Raw genomic sequence first — 17,506 nt, 5'->3', positions numbered from 1 at the left:
GCCCACGATCATCTCAGGTGCCGGTCAGGGCGTGATCACGCAGGGTCCCCCGCCGCAGACGTCCACGACCGTGCCCGTCGTGAGGAACACCGCCTTCTGCCGGCGCGCGTCGGCGTTGTTGCGCGGATCCGAGTGCGGGTCGCGCCCCTCGGTGGGAGGCGTGTTCGTGAGCGGCGGGACCGGCGAGCCGCTGTCCCAGACGACCATGGCGGAACCGCCGTAGGACGAGCCGAACGTCGGGATGCCCCAGTAGGGCGCCTTGTCCGGGACCCGCCCGGGGACGACGGTCGGCGCGTGGACGCGGGCGCCGATCGTGCGCGCCTCGACCTCGGCGGCGACCGGCGCGACCTGGTGGTCGCCGAACGCCACGTGCATGAGCACCCGGTGCTTCGGCGTGTTCGGTAGCGGGTCGTCCGTCATGTGCCACGCGTAGCCGTTGGCCTCGCCGCGGTCCCACAGCATCTGGATCAGCGCGAGACCGATCTGCTGGTCGAGCCTGTCCGGGTAGAACAGGTCGAGGACCTTCGCGTACTGCGGGAAGTCGGCGCTGCGGTTGAGCAGCGTGCTGTAGTTCATCGCCGGGACGCCGAGGACGGCGCGGCGGACGTCGGGCGAGACCGCGGTGAGCGCGCCGCCCATGATGCCGCCCTGGCTGTTGCCGTCGTAGGTCAGTTCGGCCCCGGTGTCGATCAGGGGCGCGCCCGCGGCGTTCTGGAACGCCTTGTTCCCGGCGAACCCGCGGGTCATCGCGCGTCCGAGGAAGGTGAAGTTCACGAGGCTCTGCTGGAGGCGGTCCGCGACCGTGCGGAAGCGGGTGAGGTCGGCGAGCGCGGAGACGACGTTCGGGACGTCCTCGTCCGCCATGCCGATCCACTTGGTCGCGCAGAACACGAAGCCGTGCTCCGCGGCCATCGCCTTGACGTTGCCCGCGTCGACCTCGCCCTCGTTGCCGAGCAGGCCGTGCCCGTAGAGGGCGGGGCGCGCGGGCCGGGTGAGCGCCGAGCGCGGGATCTCGCACTGGAACGGGACGGCCTGGGAGTTGCCCGGCAGCCGCGAGGGCAGGCCGTCCGCGCCGCGGTGCAGGGCCGATCCGGGCACCCCGCCGTACTGGTCGAGGTAGCTCGGCGCCCAGACGATCCCCTTCACCTCGCGGGCGATCTTGTCGTCCACGTCGTCGGCGACCTGCGTCACGAGGAACGAGGGGGAGCGGTCGCCGAGCCCGCGCAGCGCGTCGTCGCGCATGTGCAGCACGGGCCCGGTGAGGCTCTGCCGGCTCGCGACGGTGAAGTCCCAGGCGAGGTAGAGGCCGTCACGGCCCACCCCGCGGGCCTGGAGCGCGGCGAGGACCCGCTTCTCCTGGCGCTGCCGCGCCGCGAGCTGGTCGGTCGATGGCAGGTCCGGCCCGAGGATCTTGGCGAACGCGGCGTTCGGCCCGATCGGGTTCCCGGACGCGTCGCGCAGGTTGCGCAGCGCCACGGCGTAGCGGTGGCCCTCGCGGAAGTTGCGGGCCGGGCGGATGATCAGCGCCTGGCGGTCGGCGGGCGCGTTCGCGTCCAGTTCCGCCCAGTACGGCCAGCGCTCGCCGGTCGCGGTGTCGACGATGACGATCGGGGCGTCGTCGCGCAGCGAGGCGCCGATGTCGGTGACGGGCGCGGCGCCGGTGCGGGCGAGGTCGAGGCCGGGGACGCGGCTGAGCAGCATCGAGCCGGGGGAGAAGCCGTCCGCGCGGTTCCACTCGGCCGGCGACACGGGCACGCCGAGCGCGTTCTTCAGCGTGGTGCGCATGTGGACGCGGCGGCCGGTGGCCGTGCCTCCGTCCGCGACCGTGTACCAGTCGTTCGGGAACGGCAGCAGGCACGCGGCCGGGTCGATCGGGTCGCAGCCGTCGCCCTCCTGCGCCGCGGCCGGCGGCGCGGCGGCCGGGCCGGTCAGCAGCGCGAGGGACGCGGCGAGCGCCGCGAATGCCGACAGGGTGCGCTGGGGGAGACGCAACGTCCACCTCCGGGGGATCCGCGGCGATAGCGGGATCTTGGTCTCAGCGCACGCTCAGGTCAATGGGTGTCCGGAAGTGGTCAGCCTTCTTGTCGGCTGAGGTCGGGCCGTAGGAGCGCAGGACGACGGGCGCGCCCAGCGCCTCCTCGATCGTCTCGACGGGATCGCCGAGCGGCGAGTACACGGGGCGTGCCGCCAGGAGGCGGCGGGAGAGGGCGGCCTGGCGGTCGAGGTCGGGCGGCCCGGTCTCCAGCCGTCCGACCCGTCCGCCGTCCATCTCGTAGGAGCGGCAGACACGCAGGTCTGGACGTGCCCCCGCTACGTCCAGGTGCGTGACCGCCAGGCCGTCCACGCCGCCCGCCGCCTCCAGCGCATACCGGAGGGCGACGGCGTCCAGGTGGCCGACGCGGAACGCGCCCTGCCAGCGTCCCGTGCCGTTGTGCGGGTCGGGGAGGTCCGCGGTCAGCGCCGGGTCCTCGGTGACGAACGGGCCGGGGCCGTGGCGCGTCGCGTACGCGCGCAGCACCCCGAGCCGCGCCGCGGACGCGCCCGCCTCGGCGAGCAGCACCTCGGCGTTGGCGAACGTCGTCGTCGACCACGTCGTGTACGGGTGGAAGCCGTGCCACTCGTCCAGCAGGACGCCCTGGGCGCCCTCGAACACCACGTCCCCGGCGCGGAGCAGGGCGGCCAGGTGGTCGGGGCCGACCATCCGCACGTGCTCGGCGAAGGCGATGAAGGCGTCGGCGCAGGCGCCGACGTCCGGGACGTCCTCGCCGCCGGGGAACGCGGCCCGGTACCAGTCGCGGACGGCGGCGAGCCGGCGCCGCAGCCGGGCGGGCGACAGGCAGTCGCCCGCCCGCGGCGCGTCGTCGTGCGCCAGGGCGTAGGACGCGGTCTCGCCGACGCCCATCCCGCACGACCCGTGCCTGGCCGCGCCGCGCGCCGACTCCCGCGCGCGGTTGGCGGCCCGGTGGTAGGGCGTCGTCAGCAGCGCGTCCCGGTCGACGGTGAGCCGGTCGAGCGCGTCCGGGACGCCGAGCGCCCGCAGGTGGTCGGCCTCGGCCGCGAGCGCCAGGGGGTCGACCAGCATGAACCGCGACAGGTGCGTGCGGACGCCCGGCACGAACGTGCCCGAGCCGAACTGGGCGAACGTGTGGTGCCGCCCGTCCGGCGCGACGACGTTGTGCGCCGCCTGTGCGCCGCCGTTGAACCGCACGACCGCCGTGGGGTGTGCGGGGAGCGCGGTTGAGCGGAGCGAGTCGGGGGGTGTGGGGGGTCGTCCCCCCACAGGGAGCGCGGCGGTGCGGCAGAGGTGGTCGACCACCGTGCCCTTGCCCGCGTCCCCGAAGCCGAGGTCGACGACGATCACGTGGCCCATGGCTCAGAGGCGGGTCGTCGCGGACGGGCCGGCGGAGTCCAGGCCGGGCGGCGTGGCGGACACCGCGACCGGCGCGCGGGCGGCGTCCAGCCGGGCGAGCGCCCGCGACACCGAGGCGCCGGCGTCCGAGCCCGCCTCCGCCAGGTGCTCCAGCCCCTCGCCGAGGTCGATGGCGTCCTCGGCGAGCCCGATCGTCAGCGCGATCGTCTCGCAGACCGCGTCCAGGTCGTCCAGGTAGAGCACGTTCTGGCCGAGCAGGCCCTGCCAGAAGTCCTTCAGCTCGCGGCTCCCGGAGTGGTAGGCGCCCTCCGGGATGATGAAGTACACGTCGTACTTGCGCCGCAGCTCGCGGACGAGCTCGGCGATCGGCACGTCCTCGTCCGGCTCGCCGCCGATCACCGCGGCGATCTCGCGCCGCTTCGCCGCCGGGTAGGCCAGCTCGTCCCCGATCATGAAGAGGTAGCCGCGCCTGCCGCGCTTCTCGAAGCAGTCGATCGAGGTGTGCCGCGCCATGAAGTACATGGCCAGCTCGTACGACTCGCGCATCTGGCCGCCGCCCCCGCCCTCGAGGAGGATCTTGCCGAGGTCGTCGTCCATCCGGTTGTCGGCCTCGAACTGCCCGATCTGCAGCGGCGCCCGGTCGCAGGTCGCGTCGCCGACCGCGCCGAACAGGATGTGCGGGTGCTCGACGTACCCCTTGCGCAGCAGCAGCCCGAGCAGGTCGGGGAGCTTGGACTGGAGCGTGCGCGGCACGGTCCCCATCGAGCCGGTCACGTCGAACAGCACGCCGATCGCGAGCGACTCGGGGTGGTCGTCCGAGTCCCGGCTCTCCCGGGCGGTCACGCCGCGCGGGTCGAGGTCGGGGTGGACGGCGGTGGCGCCGCCGTCGGAGTAGGCGAACGCGCTGGCGCCGGTGGACGCGCGGTAGCTCGCGCGGGCGGCGTAGACGTCGGTGGACCAGTTTCCGCTTCCCATGGTCTCTCCTTCAGGCGGGAACGGGCAGGTGGAAGGGGCGGAAGCGGCGCGGGCCGTAGAGCCGCTCCAGCAGCTCGTCGAGTTCGGCCAGCAGCCGCCAGGCGTCGGAGGGGCGCCGGTTCTGCGCGGGCAGCGTGCAGCCGCGCGCGAACGAGCGCATCGCCTTCGGGGCCTTGTCGCCCATGAGTTCGGTCATGCACCGGGTGGCCATGAAGATGTCGGTCGCCGGGCTCGCCGGCCGCCGTCCCGGCACCTCGGGCGGGTACCGGTCGGCGTACCGGTCGACCATCGCGGGGACGCGCCCCGAGGGGTCGGTGTGCGCGTAGCAGCCGGGGACGGAGTAGCACCAGTCGACCAGGACCAGGCCGTGCTTTTCCGGATGGATCATCACGTGGTCGGGGAGCACCGCGCCGTGCAGCACGCCGGCGCGGTGCGCGAAGCCGAGGCCCGCCAGCAGCCGCCGCCACATCCAGGCCGCGTCGCGCGGGTCGACGCCGCCGGGGCAGGCGCGCCCGACCTCGGCCAGGCTGTGGAAGCCGTCCAGCGCCTCGATCGCGTTGACCTGCCGCTGCGCCCCGCTGGCGGCGTCGCGGTGCCGGAACGACTCGACCAGCCGCGGGACGTACGGCAGGAACCGCCCGTCGCCGTCCTCGACCAGCTGGCGGAGCGCCACGGCCTCCCGTTCGAGCAGGTCGCCGTCGGCCGGGTCGCGCGGCATCTTCAGCAGCACCTCGCGGCCGGGCTCCGGACGCGCCGCGTACAGCACCGCGAGGTCGCCGCCGATGGGGTCGCCCTCCAGCCGGTAACCGTGGCGGCGCGTGGTGATCAGCGTCTCGTCTCCGCGGCTGTAGGCACGCCAGAGCGAGGTCAGCCTGACGAACGCGTCCCGGGTCCGGCCGCCGTTCGCGTCGGGGTGGACGAGCCGGGCCAGCCGCCGGTAGCGCCGCACCGCCTCCGCCTCGTCGTCGCCGAACAGGTCCGCGGCCACGCGCGCCCCGTCCAGCAGCGCCAGCGCATCCTCCAACTCGCTCGCACTCATCTGTGCTCCCTGTGGGGGGCGACGCCCCACACCCCCCGGTTCGCTCTGCTCATCTGTGTTCTCTGTGGGGGGGCGACCCCCCACACCCCCCGGTTCGCTCTGCTCATCTGTGTTCTCTGTGGGGGGGCGACGCCCCACACCCCCCGGTTCGCTCCGCTCATCTGATTTCCTCCTCCCTGCTGGGGCGCAACAGCGCGGGGTGCAGGAGGCGGGCGTCGCCCGCGCGGTAGAGGCGGGGGCGCGGGCCGCCGCGCCGGCCGCCGCGGTCGGACGTCGCGCCGGTGCTCTCCACGAACCCGGGCACCGACAGGACCTTGCGGTGGAAGTTGCCGGCGTGCAGCTCCTCGCCCCACACCGCCTCGTACACCGCGCGCAGTTCGGGGATGGTGAACTCGCCGCCGCAGAACGCCGTGGCGAGCGGGGTGTACTCCAGCTTCCCGCGGGCCCGCTCCAGCCCGTCCGACAGGATCCGCGCGTGGTCGAACGCCAGCCGGCGGGTGGTGCCGGGGCGCTGGTCCCCGGACTCGGTCAGGCCCAGCGCGTCCACCGGCACCCACGCGGCGTCGGCCGCGTCGCCGCCCGCCTCGGGATCCGGCAGCTCGGGCGCGAACGCCAGGTGGGCGACGGAGATGACGCGCATCCGCGGGTCGCGGCCGGGGGAGCCGTAGGTGCCGAGCTGCTCCAGGTGGACCCGGCCGAGCATGCCGCCCTTGGCGCTCAGCCCGGTCTCCTCGGCCAGCTCCCGGACGGCCGCGTCGGGCAGGTCCTCGGCGTCGGTGCCCTGGAGCGGGCCGCCCGCCTGGACGAATCCGCCGGGCAGCGCCCACATCCCTTCGTAGGGGGCGTTCCCCCGCCGCACCAGCAGGACGTGGAGGGCGCCGTCGCGGATGGTGAGCGCGACCACGTCCACCGTCACGGCGACCGGGTCGTAGTCGCGCGGATCGTAGTTCGCGAGGAACTCGCTCTCTTCGCGCCTCGGCTCGGGGGCCATCCGCTTCCTCCCGTCGATCTCGGACTGAGTAAATCTCAAGGTGAGTTCATCTCGGTATGAGAAGAACATAACCCGGACGGGGACCGCTGTCCAGTCCGTTCCCCGGAGACGGAACGAGGGCGCCGCCCCGGGAAGGGGGCGGCGCCCTCGTTCGAGACGCCCTCGGGTGTCCGGCGGAGCCTCGGTTCGGCGGAACTCTACAAAACAGAAGTTCTCCGGCGCGGACTCGTCAGCGGCGGTGCCGGCCGCCGTGCGGCGGCTCGTGGTGCTCCCCGCCCTGGCCGCGCCCGCCCTGCGGGCCGTACGGTCCGGCCGGGTGGCCGCCGGAGTCGTGGCCGCCGGACGAGTACGGGTCCGGGACGCCCGGATCCAGCGCGTACGGGTCTTCGACCGGGCCGGACGGGTACCGCTCGCCGGGCTGGGGCTCGCGGGCGAACTGGCCGCCCGCCTGCCGTCCCGCCGAGTACCGGCCGGTCGGGTAGGGGGTCTCCGGCGTACCGGGCCGCCGCTCGGCCGGCCACCCTCCCGTCCCGTAGGGCCCGGGGGAGGAGTAGGGGTCCCGCGCGCCGGGCGGCGGCGCCATGCCCGGAGGCGGCGCCATGCCCGGGGGCGGTGCCATGCCGGGCGGCAGCGCCATGCCGGGAGGCGGCGCCATTCCGGGCGGCGGGGCCGGGGCGAGCCGCGCGGCGAGCGGGCGCTCGGGCGGCGAGTCCAGGAGCAGCTTCATCTGGCTCTTGCGGCGCCCGTAGAGCAGGTAGATGACGAGCCCGACGGCCATCCAGACGGCGAAGTACCCCCACGTCCGCACGTTGAGGTTCAGCATCAGCCAGCCGACCGCGACGATCGTCACGAGGACGACCAGCGGCGCCGCGGGCATCCGGAACGGGCGGTGCAGGTCGGGCTGCGAGCGGCGCAGCGCCAGCACGGCCGCCGCGACGAACAGGAACGCGAACAGCGAGCCGATCACGACGAGCTGCTCCAGGGTGAGCACGTCGATCGTCTGCGACATCACCACGGCCGCGCCGCCGGCGAGGAGCGTGGCGCGGGAGGGCACCTTGTAGCGGCTCATCGCGGCCAGGGGGCGCGGCAGCAGGCCGTCCCGCGAGATCGAGAACACCACCCGGGTCAGGCTGATCATCAGCACCAGGATCACGGTGGTCAGCGCGAGCATCGCGCCCACGTCGACGATCTTGCCCATCGCGCCCGCGCCGACCGAGTCGAACGCGGCGGCGAGCAGCAGCTTGTCGGAGTTCAGCTTGGCGATGCCGTCCATCCCCATCATGCCGACCAGCGCGAACGCGACGGCCACGTACAGCACGATCGCGGTGAGCAGGGCGGTGAGGATCCCGCGCGGGACCTTGCGGGGCGCGTCGTCGGTCTCCTCCGACGCCGTCGCGATCAGGTCGAACCCGATGTAGGCGAACGCGATCACGGGCGCCGCCGCGAACATCCCCCAGGCACCGAACACGTGCGGGGTGCCGCCGCCGACCGCGCCGAGTACGGCGTCCAGCACCGTCTTGTCGCCCTCGGGCGCGGGCTGGGAGGGCGGCAGGAACGGGGTGAGGTTTCCGGGGTGGAAGAACTTCAGCGCGGTCGCGATCACGAGGCCGATCACGATGACCTTGGCCATCACCATGAACCACAGCGACTTCAGGCTCAGCCGGCTGCCGCTGGCGAGCATCAGGACGACCAGCAGCAGGATGCCGAGGGCGAACACGTCCGGCCCCTTCTGCTGCCCGATCACCTCGCCGAGCCAGCCCGGGATCGGCACCCCGAAGTCGTGCAGGGCCTGCGTCGCGTAGAGGGACCAGACGCGCGCGAGCACCGACGCGGCGAGCAGCAGCTCCATGAGCAGGGCCCAGCCGACGACCCACGCCCAGACCTCGCCGAACGCGACATAGCTGAACGAGTAGGCGCTGCCCGCGACCGGGATGATCGAGGAGAGCTCGGCGAAGGCGAGCGCCGCCAGCACGCACACGCCGCCCGCGATGAGGAACGACACGAGCACGCCGGGTCCCGCCGTGCTGGACGCCTGCTCGCCGGCGATCTTGAATATGCCGGAGCCGATCATGACGCCGAGGCCGAGCACCACGAGGTCGCGGGTCCGGTAGACCACGCGGAGCCGGTGCCGCCCGCCGTAGAGCCGGCCGGTCGCCTGCTCGACGGGCAGCCGGCGGAACATGTTGTTGCGCATGCGCATGTCCAAGGTCATAGGTGGTCCCCCAGGGCCTGAACCCGCGCCGCTGTTCGCGAGGTGATGGCTTGCCGAAGTCCCTAAGAATTCACCAAGTATGGGCAAAATAGCAACGTTTTGTGGGTGATTGCTGTACTCGCGCCGTTGGCGGATGCTGCCAAACCGCAGGTCGACGACGTGCCGCAGCGGGTCCCTCACGCTCGGCACAGGGAGGCCGAATCCCTTTCTGGTGGAGCGTTCCGAGCGAATACGCCTCATTTCCAATGGGGAAAGCGCTTAATGATCTTTGCTTCGCGTGGACCACCCCGGGGGACGCGTCCGGGGTCGGCCGACGCGGACGGTGGCGCGGGGCCAAGATCGATGGCACCGTAGGGGCGCCGCGTTCGTCTGGAGGTCCGGTGTTGCGCTCCCCGTCGCCCTCGCAAGCGTCGTCGTTCTCCCGAGCATCGTCCCCGCTCCGCCCGCCCGCACCGCCGGCGCGCAAGAGGCGGCGCACGGCCGTCACCGCCGCCCTGGCCGCGCTGACGGTCGCCGCGTCCCTCACCACCCCGGCCGCCGCGGGCGCCGCGCCGGTTCCGCGGCCCGCGCCGGGGCATCCCGCACCGCCGGCCAAGCAGGCGGTCGCGACCGGGTTCGGCGGCGCGGTCTCCACCGTCGACCCCGACGCCAGCCGGACGGCGCTGGAAGTCCTCAGGCGCGGCGGCAACGCGATGGACGCGGCGGTCGCGTCCGCCGCCACGCTCGGGGTCACCGAGCCGTACGTGTCGGCCATCGGCGGCGGCGGCTACATCACCTACTACGACGCGAGGACGCGCCGCGTCCACACGTTCGACGGCCGCGAGTTCGCGCCGCGGCGGATGCGGCCGGACTCGTTCCTCGACCCGGCGACGGGCAGGCCGCTGCCGTTCGACCAGGCCGTCACCAGCGGGCTGAGCGTCGGCGTGCCGGGCACCCTCGCCCAGTGGGACCTCGCGCTGCGCCGCTTCGGCACCCGCGACCTCGGCGCCCTGCTGCGTCCGGCGATCAGGGTGGCGGACCGGGGGTTCGTCGTCGACCAGGAGTTCCACGACCAGACCGCGGTGAACGAGGCGCGCTTCCGCGACATCGTCCCGACCCGCGAGCTGTTCCTGCCCGGCGGGAAGGTGCCCGAGGTCGGCTCGGTGTTCCGCAACCCCGACCTCGCCGACACCTACCGCCAGCTGGCGAGGCGCGGCACGGACTGGTTCTACGGGGGCGGGCTCGGCCAGGAGGTCGTCCGGACGGTCGCCAAGCCGCCGGTGGACCCGAAGGCCGAGCGCAACGTCCGCCCCGGCCTGATGGAGCGCGGCGACCTCGCCGAGTACCGGGCGGTGCCGCGCAAGCCCACCCACGTCTCCTACCGGGGCACGGACGTGTACGGCATGCCGCCGTCGTCGTCCGGCGGATCCACGGTCGGGGAGGCGCTCAACATCCTCGGCAACTTCCGGCTCGACCCGCGCGACCCGGTCACGGCCCTGCACTACTACCTGGAGGCGTCCAAGCTCGCCTACGCCGACCGCGGCCGCTACGTCGGCGACGCCGACAAGGTGGACGTGCCGCTGGACGAGCTGCTCTCCTCCGGGTTCGCCCGCGAGCGCGCCTGCCAGATCAAGCCGGACCAGGCGGCCCCCGCGCCGGTCGCCCCCGGCTCGCCCGACGGGCGCTACGACCCGTGCGTCCCGGCGGGCACCCAGACGAGGGCGCTGGCGTTCGAGGGCCCGCAGACCACCCACCTCGTCGTCGCCGACAAGTGGGGGGACGTCGTCTCCTACACGCTGTCGATCGAGCAGTTCGGCGGCAGCGGCATCACCGTCCCGGGACGCGGGTTCCTGCTGAACAACGAGCTGACCGACTTCTCCTTCCAGCCGCCGGCGCCCGGCCAGGCGCCCGACCCGAACCTGCCCGGCCCGCACAAGCGGCCGCGCAGCAGCATGGCGCCGACCGTCGTGCTGAAGGACGGGCGTCCGATGCTCGCGGTCGGCACGCCCGGCGGCTCGACGATCATCACCACCGTGCTGCAGATCCTGATGAACCGCGTCGACCTCGGCATGGACCTGCCGACCGCGCTCGCCGCGCCGCGCGCGACGCAGCGCAACACCCCGCAGGTCTTCGCCGAGCAGGCGTTCATCGACCGGTACGGCCGCGACCTCGCGGCGCGCGGCCACCGGCTGGAGCTGTTCCCGGGCCCGCCGCGGGGCGTGATCGGCGCCGCGACCGGGCTGGAGTTCCTGCGGCCCGGCCTCGTCCAGGCGGTCGCCGAGCCGACCCGGCGCGGCGGCGGCAGCGCGCTCGTCGTCCGTCCGGCCCGTTGACACTTGCCTACCCGGGTGCGTGCCCGGGCGGTGAACGGGAAGGAGTCGTGCCATGGCGCACTCATACGTGCAGGTGACGACCGCGACCGACTCCCGCGCCGAGGCCGCCGAGCTGGCCCGGTCGGCGGTCGCCGAGCGGCTCGCGGCCTGCGCGCAGCTGGTGGGCCCGATCGCCAGCACCTACTGGTGGGAGGGCGAGATCGAGTCGGCGGAGGAGTGGCTGGTGCTCTTCAAGACCTCCGCCGACCGGTTCGACGAGCTGGCCACCCTGATCACCGAGGGGCACTCCTACGACACCCCGGAGATCATCGCGACGCCGGTGGTGGCGGGCAGCATGGACTACCTCGCCTGGGTCACCGAGCAGACCGAGCCGGGGGAGCGGGACGAGGCGATCGCGGAGGACGACCAGGATTGATCGTGTGACCGCCGTCATGGCAGGGTAAGCCTCCAATTACGCGGTATGGGCGAAATGCCTGGCCGCGACGGCGGAAGGCGGTCGAGGTGCACGAGATCAACGGGGTGCCCGAGGCTGGCGGCGGAGTACAGGAGCCCGGCGCGGGCCACGGGGCCGGCGAGGACCACGGGCTGTTCGGGCCGGGCTCGGTGACGTGGCACGTCATGGGCGAGCCCGTGCTGATCGTCGGCGGGATCCGGGCGCTGCTGCTCCAGGCGCTCCACCCGCGCACGATGTGGGGGACCGCGCAGAACTCCGAGCTCATGGACCCCTCCGCGGCCTGGGCGCGGCTCGTCCGGACGGTCGAGTTCGTCCGCGTCCGCACCTACGGGACGCACGAGGAGGTCGAGCGGGTGGGCCGCCGCGTCCGCCGGCTGCACTCCAAGCTGACCGGCCTCGACATGCGCACCGGCGAGGCGTTCCCCGTGGACGACCCCGAGAACCTGCTGTGGGTCCACATGGGCGAGGTCGACTCCTACCTGGACGTGGCGCGCCGTGCCGGGGTGCCGCTGACCGCCCGCGACGCCGACGCGTTCGTCGACGAGCAGCGCCGTGCCGCCGCGGTCGTCGGCCTCGACCCGGCGGACGTGCCGGCCACCGTCGCGGAGATGCGCGACTACTACGAGGAGATGCGGCGGCGGATCTGGGCGTGCCGGGAGGCGCGCGAGGGGCTCCGCCGCATGTTCAGCCCGGCCGTGCCGCGGCCGCTGCTGCCATTGAAGCTCGCGGCGCCCGGTCTCGGGGTGCTGGTGGTGTCGACGCTGCCGCGCTGGGCCCGCCGCATGTACGGGCTGCCCGGGCTGCCGACGTCGGACCTGGCCGCGACGGTGACGCTGAAGGGGCTCTACCGCACCACGCAGGTCGTCCCGGAGCGGTTCCGGTACTCGCCGGACGCCCGGCGGGCCAAGCGGCTCACGCGCGAGCAGGAGACGGGCCTGCCCACCTGGTCGATCGCCTCCTGAGCCTCACCCCGTCGGGGGAGCGTCCGGCACGGTGTCGCGGTCGCGGGCGCCGTGGCGGGGGAGGAGCAGCGCGGGCAGGATCAGCAGCGCGGTGAGGATGAGGGCGACCCAGAACGTGTGCGCGAACGCGGCCGCCAGCTTGGGCGCGAGCTGCTCGCGGACCCGCTCGGGGAGCTGCCCCATGGCGCCCGCGGCGCCGCCCCCGCCGCCCGCCTGCGGGATCCGGTCGCTGATCTGGCGGGACAGGACGACGGCGAGCAGCGCCGTGCCCACCGACCCGCCGAGCTGGATGATGATGTTCAGCGTGCTGCTCGCCCGCGGCACCACCGCCCGGCCCAGCGTCGTGAGCGCCGCCGACATCGTGGGCATCATCGTGCAGCCGAGCCCGAGGCCCCGCACGTAGAGGGCGCCGCCGAGCAGCCAGTAGGAGGTGTCCGCGCGCACCATCGCGAACGGGACGGTGCCGAGGACCAGCACGACGATGCCGACCGGGACGATCCGCCCGGCGCCGAGCTTGTCGGTGACCACGCCGGCGAGCGGCATCGCGGTCGCGGCGCCGAGGCCCTGCGGGGCGAGCAGCAGGCCCGCCGCGAACGCGCCCTCGCCGCGGGCGGTCTGGAAGTACAGCGGGATCAGCAGCATCGAGCCCATCAGCGCGATCCCGACGAGGAACACCGCGACGGCCGCGGTCGCGAACGTCCGGTCGGCGAACAGCCGCACGTCGATCAGCGCGCGTTCGCGCCGGCGCAGGCTGTGCAGCGCGAACAGCCCGACCAGGGCCGCGCCGCAGGCCAGCCAGGCGATCGTGGCCGGCCGCCCGAAGCCGCCGCCGCTGCTCGCCGTGGACAGGCCGTAGATGAGCAGGACGAACCCGGGCGGCAGCAGGGCCAGGCCGCGCAGGTCGAGCCCGGGCGCCGTGTGCGCCCCGTGGTCGTGCGGCACCTTCCACCAGGCGAGCGCGAGGGCGAGCGCGCCGACGGGCAGGTTGACGAAGAAGATCCAGCGCCAGTCGACGTCCTGGACCAGCCAGCCGCCGAGCACGGGGCCGAGCACGGGCCCGAGCAGCATCGGGACGCCGACGATGCTCATGACGCGGCCCATCCGGCGCGGCCCGGCCGCCATCGTCAGGATGGCCATGCCGGTCGGCATGAGCATGCCGCCGCCGAGCCCCTGCACGACCCGGAAGACGATCAGCGATCCGATGTCCCAGGCCGCGCCCGACAGCACCGACCCGAGGACGAAGAGCACGATGGAGGTCATCCACACGCGGCGCCCGCCGAACCGGTCGACGGCCCACCCGGTGAGCGGGATGACGGTGCCCATCGCCAGCATGTAGCCGGTGATCACCCACTGGATCGTCGACAGGCCGGTGGAGAAGTCGCGCCCGAGCGTCTCCAGCGCGACGTTGACGATCGTGGTGTCGAGGATCGCCATGAGGGTCCCCGACACGATGACCAGGCCGAGGACGATCGTCGGCCGGTCGAGGCGTTCGCCGCCCGCGGCGCCTCCCGGCGGCGCCACCCCCGTGGACGGGCTCTCGGCCATGGCCGGCCTCCTCGCGTCGGGTTCCGGTTGCCCCGTTTCCGTCGGTCGGGGCGCGAAACGCCCCGAGATCCGTCAGTCGTCGGCCGCCGCCCCCGGCGGGTCGCTCAGCCGCGGCGCATGAGCCGCCCGACGGCCGCCATCAACTCGGTCGACATCGCGTCGCCCTTGCCCTCCTCGGCGCCCTCGGCCACGCAGTGCCGGACGTGCCCGTCCAGCAGGCCGAGCGCCACCTTGTCCAGCGCCGCCTGGACGGCGCTGATCTGCGTGAGGATGTCGATGCAGTAGCGGTCCTCCTCGACCATCCGGTCGATGCCGCGCACCTGGCCCTCGATCCGGGCAAGCCGCGTCTGCAACTGGTCCTTGGTGGCGGTGTACCCGCGGGTGGGGGTCTCGCTGGTCGCCATCTCCGTCCTCGCAATCCTTCCGGGGGCGCACGCCCGGGTACCCCTGGGGGACATCCCCCAACAGGTACCTTATGCGCTGGACGTCGCGCTCACGGTGCAGGCACGTTCCATGCGCTGATGACCGGCCGGTCGTGCTCGGTGCCCAGCGCCGAAACGGTCCCGGTGTCGAGCGCGAACAGCCGCCCCAGCGCGGGCTCCAGTCCGAGCCACCGCGCCGTCAGCACCCGCAGGACGTGCCCGTGCGCGACCAGTGCGACGTCGCCGTCCGCGAGCAGCGGCCGCGTCCGCGCGAGGACCGCGTCCGCCCGCGCGCCGACCTGCCCCACCGTCTCACCCGGATGGGCGGCGTCGCCCGGGACCACGCCGTCGTCCCACAGGTACCAGCCGGGGCGCTCCTCGCGGATCTCCTGGGAGCTGACGCCCTCGTAGCCGCCGTAGTCCCACTCCCACAGGTCGGGGTCCGCATCGTCCGCCGGCAGGCCCGCGAGCTCGGCCGTCCGCCGTGCCCGCTCCGCCGGGCTGACCAGCGTCCGCGTGATGGTCCGCCCGGCCAGCGCGCCGCGCAGCGCGCCGGCCTGCTTCTCGCCCAGCGCGGTCAGCGGCACGTCCGTCCGCCCGGTGTGCCGCCGCGCCCGGCTCCACTCGGTCTCCCCGTGCCGCACCAGGATCAGTTCGCCCATGACCGCCTGTCTACCCGGCGCCTGCCATTCGAAGAACCCCCGGAACGGGTGAGAGGGCGGGTGAGTCCGTCAGGCGAGGACCTCGGCGAGGGGCGTGCGGGGGAGCCCGTGGGCCTCGGCGACGTGGTCGTAGACGAGCGCGCCGGCGTGGGTGTTGAGGCCGAGGGCCAGCGCGGCGTCGGCGCGCAGGGCCTCGCGCCAGCCCTTGTCGGCGATCTGGACGGCGTAGGGGAGCGTCACGCCGGTCAGGGCGTAGGTGGAGGTGTTGGGGACGGAGCCGGGCATGTTCGCGACGCAGTAGAACGTCGATCTGTGCACCTTGTACGTGGGGTCGGCGTGCGTGGTGGGCCGGGAGTCCTCGAAGCAGCCGCCCTGGTCGATGGCGATGTCCACCAGCACCGAGCCGGCCTTCATGCCGGCCACCAGCTCGTTGGAGATCAGCTTGGGCGCGCGGGCGCCGGGGATGAGGACCGCGCCGATCACCAGGTCGGCGGCGCGGGCCTCCTGCTCGATCGTGTAGGCGCTGGACACGAGGGTGCGCAGGCGGCCCTGGTAGACGGCGTCGATCTCGCGCAGCCGGTCCACGTCGACGTCCAGGACGGTGACGTCCGCGCCCATGCCGACGGCGATCTGCGCGGCGTTGAGGCCGGACACGCCGCCGCCGATGACGACGACCTTGGCGGGCGCGACGCCGGGCACGCCGCCGGGCAGGACCCCGCGGCCCCCGTTGGACGCCATCAGGTTGTAGGCGCCGACCTGCGGGGCGAGCCGTCCGGCGACCTCGGACATGGGGGCGAGCAGCGGCAGCGAGCCGTTCGGGAGCTGCACGGTCTCGTACGCGATCGCGGTGGAGCCGGCCGCCAGGAGCGCGTCGGTGCACTCCCGCGAGGCGGCCAGGTGCAGGTAGGTGAACAGGACCTGCCCCTCGCGCATCCGGTGGTACTCGGGCGCGATCGGCTCCTTCACCTTGAGGACCAGCTCGCCCTCGGCCCAGACCTCGTCCGGGCCGTCGAGGATCTTGGCGCCGGCGGCGGCGAAGTCGTCGTCGGGGATCGCCGAACCGGTCCCCGCGCCCCGCTCCACGAACACCTCGTGGCCGCGCCGCGTGAGCTCGTGCACGCCCGCGGGGGTGATCGCCACCCGGTACTCGTGGTTCTTGATCTCTCGTGGGATACCGATCTTCACCGGGGGCTCCTCCGTCAACGCTGACCAGGACGTACGCCTCCAGCGTGCGGCGCGGAGCCGACCCCGGGCTATGTACAGCCTGTCAAGGCATCGACCCTTTCGACGACATGGTGTAAAGAGCGGTCCGCGGGGGCCGCCCGACGCGGCCGTTGGAGCGCTCCGAACTAGGCCGGGGCCGGGGGGAGCCACTCGTCGGCGATCGCGACCGTCAGCTGCTCCAGCAGCGGGCCCGCGCGGCGCACGCGGCGCTCGTCGTCGGGCTCGATGTCGGCCAGCGCGTACGCCGCCTGGATCCGGGCCTTGCGCAGCTGCTCGCCGGTGAGGCTCCGGCGGCCGGCCACCGCGACGACCGGCGCGCCCGCGCGGGCGGCGGCGCGGGCGACGTGGACCGGCGCGCCGCCGCGCAGCGACCGGGCGTCGAGCACGCCCTCCCCGGTGACGACCAGCCGGGCGCCGCGGGCCTTCTCGGCGAATCCCAGCAGGTCGAGCATCAGGGCCGGACCGGGCTCGATCGTCGCGCCGAGGAAGGTGAGGGCGGCGAACCCGACGCCGCCCGCCGTCCCGGCGCCGGGCAGGTCGCGGGCCGCCCGGCGGGCCGCCGCCTCGGCCAGGTCGGCCCAGCGGCGCAGGCCCAGGTCCAGCAGGCGCACCTCGTCGCGGTTCGCGCCGCGGCGCGGCCCGTCCACGGCGGCGGCGCCGGTGCGGCCGAGCAGCGGCCCGGCGGGCTCGCCCGCCACCACCACCTCGACGCCCGACATGTCGACCAGGCCGCGCAGGTCGAGGGCGTGCAGCGAGCGCAGCGCCGCCCCGCCGGGCGGCAGATCCCTGCCGAGCGCGTCCAGCAGCCGCCCGCCGAGGCCCTGGACGAGGCCCGCGCCGCCGTCGGTGCACGCGCCGCCGCCGAGGCCGAGGACGATCCGCCGCGCGCCGAGCCGCACGGCGTGCGCGAGCAGCTGCCCCGTCCCGAGGCTGGAGGCGGTGAGCGGGCGCGGCCTGCCGCCGGGCAGCCGCCGCAGCCCGGACGCCTCCGCCAGCTCGACCACCGCGCTGTCGCCGTTCAGCGCCAGCCGCGCCGTCACCGGCCGGCCGGTCGGCCCGCACACCTCGACCTCGACCCGCCGCCATCCGGCCGCCACCGCGGCCTCGACGGTGCCGTCGCCGCCGTCGGCCACGGGCAGCTCCACGAGCGCGACGCCGGGCCGCGCGCGGCGCAGCCCGGCGGCGAGATGCCGGGCCGCCCGCGCCGCGGTCAGCGCTCCCGGGAACCTGTCAGGCGCCAGCAGGACGTGACCTGGCGGGGACGGGTGGGAGGGAGAGTCCGCGGACACCACAGCCACGCCTTTCACGCCGGGGGGTAAGGCCCTACCTTCTGCTTAC

Annotated in this window: 14 protein-coding genes; 3 read left to right on the top strand and 11 right to left on the bottom strand. The window is 74.3% G+C overall.

The features are described 5' to 3' along the window. Nucleotides 1-24: 24 nt before the first annotated feature. The 6 genes from AB0C21_RS00350 to AB0C21_RS00325 all read right to left on the bottom strand — a co-directional run bounded on the left by AB0C21_RS00350 (nucleotide 25) and on the right by AB0C21_RS00325 (nucleotide 8,587). Nucleotides 25-1,992, bottom strand: coding sequence for a hypothetical protein (locus tag AB0C21_RS00350; RefSeq protein ID WP_500201951.1), 1,968 nt, complete (start codon nucleotides 1,990-1,992; stop codon nucleotides 25-27). A gap of 43 nt (nucleotides 1,993-2,035) precedes the next feature. Further along, on the bottom strand, nucleotides 2,036-3,370 hold the full coding sequence (locus AB0C21_RS00345) for an adenylosuccinate synthetase (RefSeq protein ID WP_500201950.1): 1,335 nt from the start codon (nucleotides 3,368-3,370) through the stop codon (nucleotides 2,036-2,038). Nucleotides 3,371-3,373: 3 nt separating this feature from the next. Continuing rightward, entirely contained in the window at nucleotides 3,374-4,345 is a 972-nt protein-coding gene (locus AB0C21_RS00340) for a hypothetical protein (RefSeq protein WP_500201949.1), read from the bottom strand. A gap of 10 nt (nucleotides 4,346-4,355) precedes the next feature. After that, a complete protein-coding gene (locus AB0C21_RS00335; protein WP_500201948.1) occupies nucleotides 4,356-5,384 on the bottom strand; it encodes a molecular chaperone DnaJ in 1,029 nt (342 codons plus the stop codon). Between the two features lie 157 nt (nucleotides 5,385-5,541). Continuing rightward, a complete protein-coding gene (locus tag AB0C21_RS00330) occupies nucleotides 5,542-6,375 on the bottom strand; it encodes an NUDIX hydrolase (RefSeq protein ID WP_149257506.1) in 834 nt (277 codons plus the stop codon). 229 nt (nucleotides 6,376-6,604) lie between these two features. Continuing rightward, nucleotides 6,605-8,587 (bottom strand): APC family permease, encoded by a 1,983-nt coding sequence (locus AB0C21_RS00325; protein WP_500201947.1) that lies wholly within the window; start codon nucleotides 8,585-8,587, stop codon nucleotides 6,605-6,607. 380 nt (nucleotides 8,588-8,967) lie between these two features. On the opposite strand from AB0C21_RS00325, the gene ggt reads away from it, so the two are divergent. The 3 genes from ggt (at nucleotide 8,968) to AB0C21_RS00310 (ending at nucleotide 12,315) form a co-directional block, all read left to right on the top strand. After that, on the top strand, nucleotides 8,968-10,899 hold the full coding sequence (gene ggt, locus AB0C21_RS00320) for a gamma-glutamyltransferase (protein WP_500201946.1): 1,932 nt from the start codon (nucleotides 8,968-8,970) through the stop codon (nucleotides 10,897-10,899). A gap of 52 nt (nucleotides 10,900-10,951) precedes the next feature. Then, nucleotides 10,952-11,314, top strand: coding sequence for a divalent-cation tolerance protein CutA (gene cutA, locus AB0C21_RS00315; protein WP_149257505.1), 363 nt, complete (start codon nucleotides 10,952-10,954; stop codon nucleotides 11,312-11,314). 86 nt (nucleotides 11,315-11,400) lie between these two features. Continuing rightward, on the top strand, nucleotides 11,401-12,315 hold the full coding sequence (locus AB0C21_RS00310) for an oxygenase MpaB family protein (RefSeq protein ID WP_500201945.1): 915 nt from the start codon (nucleotides 11,401-11,403) through the stop codon (nucleotides 12,313-12,315). Nucleotides 12,316-12,318: 3 nt separating this feature from the next. On the opposite strand, the gene AB0C21_RS00305 is transcribed toward AB0C21_RS00310, so the two are convergent. The 5 genes from AB0C21_RS00305 to AB0C21_RS00285 form a co-directional block, all read right to left on the bottom strand. Continuing rightward, a complete protein-coding gene (locus AB0C21_RS00305; protein WP_500201944.1) occupies nucleotides 12,319-13,860 on the bottom strand; it encodes a DHA2 family efflux MFS transporter permease subunit in 1,542 nt (513 codons plus the stop codon). Between the two features lie 104 nt (nucleotides 13,861-13,964). Further along, nucleotides 13,965-14,264 (bottom strand): metal-sensitive transcriptional regulator, encoded by a 300-nt coding sequence (locus AB0C21_RS00300; protein ID WP_117399389.1) that lies wholly within the window; start codon nucleotides 14,262-14,264, stop codon nucleotides 13,965-13,967. A gap of 89 nt (nucleotides 14,265-14,353) precedes the next feature. Beyond that, nucleotides 14,354-14,944: a histidine phosphatase family protein gene (locus AB0C21_RS00295; protein WP_500201943.1), complete on the bottom strand. Its 591-nt coding sequence runs from the start codon at nucleotides 14,942-14,944 to the stop codon at nucleotides 14,354-14,356. Nucleotides 14,945-15,013: 69 nt separating this feature from the next. Next, nucleotides 15,014-16,129, bottom strand: a complete 1,116-nt coding sequence (gene ald / locus AB0C21_RS00290; RefSeq protein ID WP_500201942.1) for an alanine dehydrogenase — start codon at nucleotides 16,127-16,129, stop codon at nucleotides 15,014-15,016. Between the two features lie 164 nt (nucleotides 16,130-16,293). After that, the gene (locus tag AB0C21_RS00285) at nucleotides 16,294-17,460 is read right to left on the bottom strand and encodes a glycerate kinase (protein ID WP_500201941.1); all 1,167 of its coding nucleotides are present in this window, start codon (nucleotides 17,458-17,460) and stop codon (nucleotides 16,294-16,296) included. Between the last annotated feature and the right edge of the window lie 46 nt (nucleotides 17,461-17,506).

It is taken from the genome of Spirillospora sp. NPDC049024 (genome assembly GCF_040649235.1).
In the GTDB taxonomy this organism is placed as follows: domain Bacteria; phylum Actinomycetota; class Actinomycetes; order Streptosporangiales; family Streptosporangiaceae; genus Spirillospora.
Note: the sequence above shows the minus strand (reverse complement) of the source record. Positions and strands in the feature narration are given on the sequence as shown.

Bases quoted from the DNA above. Each gene is read 5' to 3' on its own strand.
- AB0C21_RS00330 (WP_149257506.1), bottom strand. From the start codon at position 6,375: ATGGCCCCCGAGCCGAGGCGCGAAGAGAGCGAGTTCCTCGCGAACTAC.
- AB0C21_RS00295 (WP_500201943.1), bottom strand. From the start codon at position 14,944: ATGGGCGAACTGATCCTGGTGCGGCACGGGGAGACCGAGTGGAGCCGG.
- AB0C21_RS00305 (WP_500201944.1), bottom strand. From the start codon at position 13,860: ATGGCCGAGAGCCCGTCCACGGGGGTGGCGCCGCCGGGAGGCGCCGCG.
- AB0C21_RS00340 (WP_500201949.1), bottom strand. From the start codon at position 4,345: ATGGGAAGCGGAAACTGGTCCACCGACGTCTACGCCGCCCGCGCGAGC.
- AB0C21_RS00325 (WP_500201947.1), bottom strand. From the start codon at position 8,587: ATGACCTTGGACATGCGCATGCGCAACAACATGTTCCGCCGGCTGCCC.
- AB0C21_RS00335 (WP_500201948.1), bottom strand. From the start codon at position 5,384: ATGAGTGCGAGCGAGTTGGAGGATGCGCTGGCGCTGCTGGACGGGGCG.
- cutA (WP_149257505.1), top strand. From the start codon at position 10,952: ATGGCGCACTCATACGTGCAGGTGACGACCGCGACCGACTCCCGCGCC.
- AB0C21_RS00345 (WP_500201950.1), bottom strand. From the start codon at position 3,370: ATGGGCCACGTGATCGTCGTCGACCTCGGCTTCGGGGACGCGGGCAAG.
- AB0C21_RS00300 (WP_117399389.1), bottom strand. From the start codon at position 14,264: ATGGCGACCAGCGAGACCCCCACCCGCGGGTACACCGCCACCAAGGAC.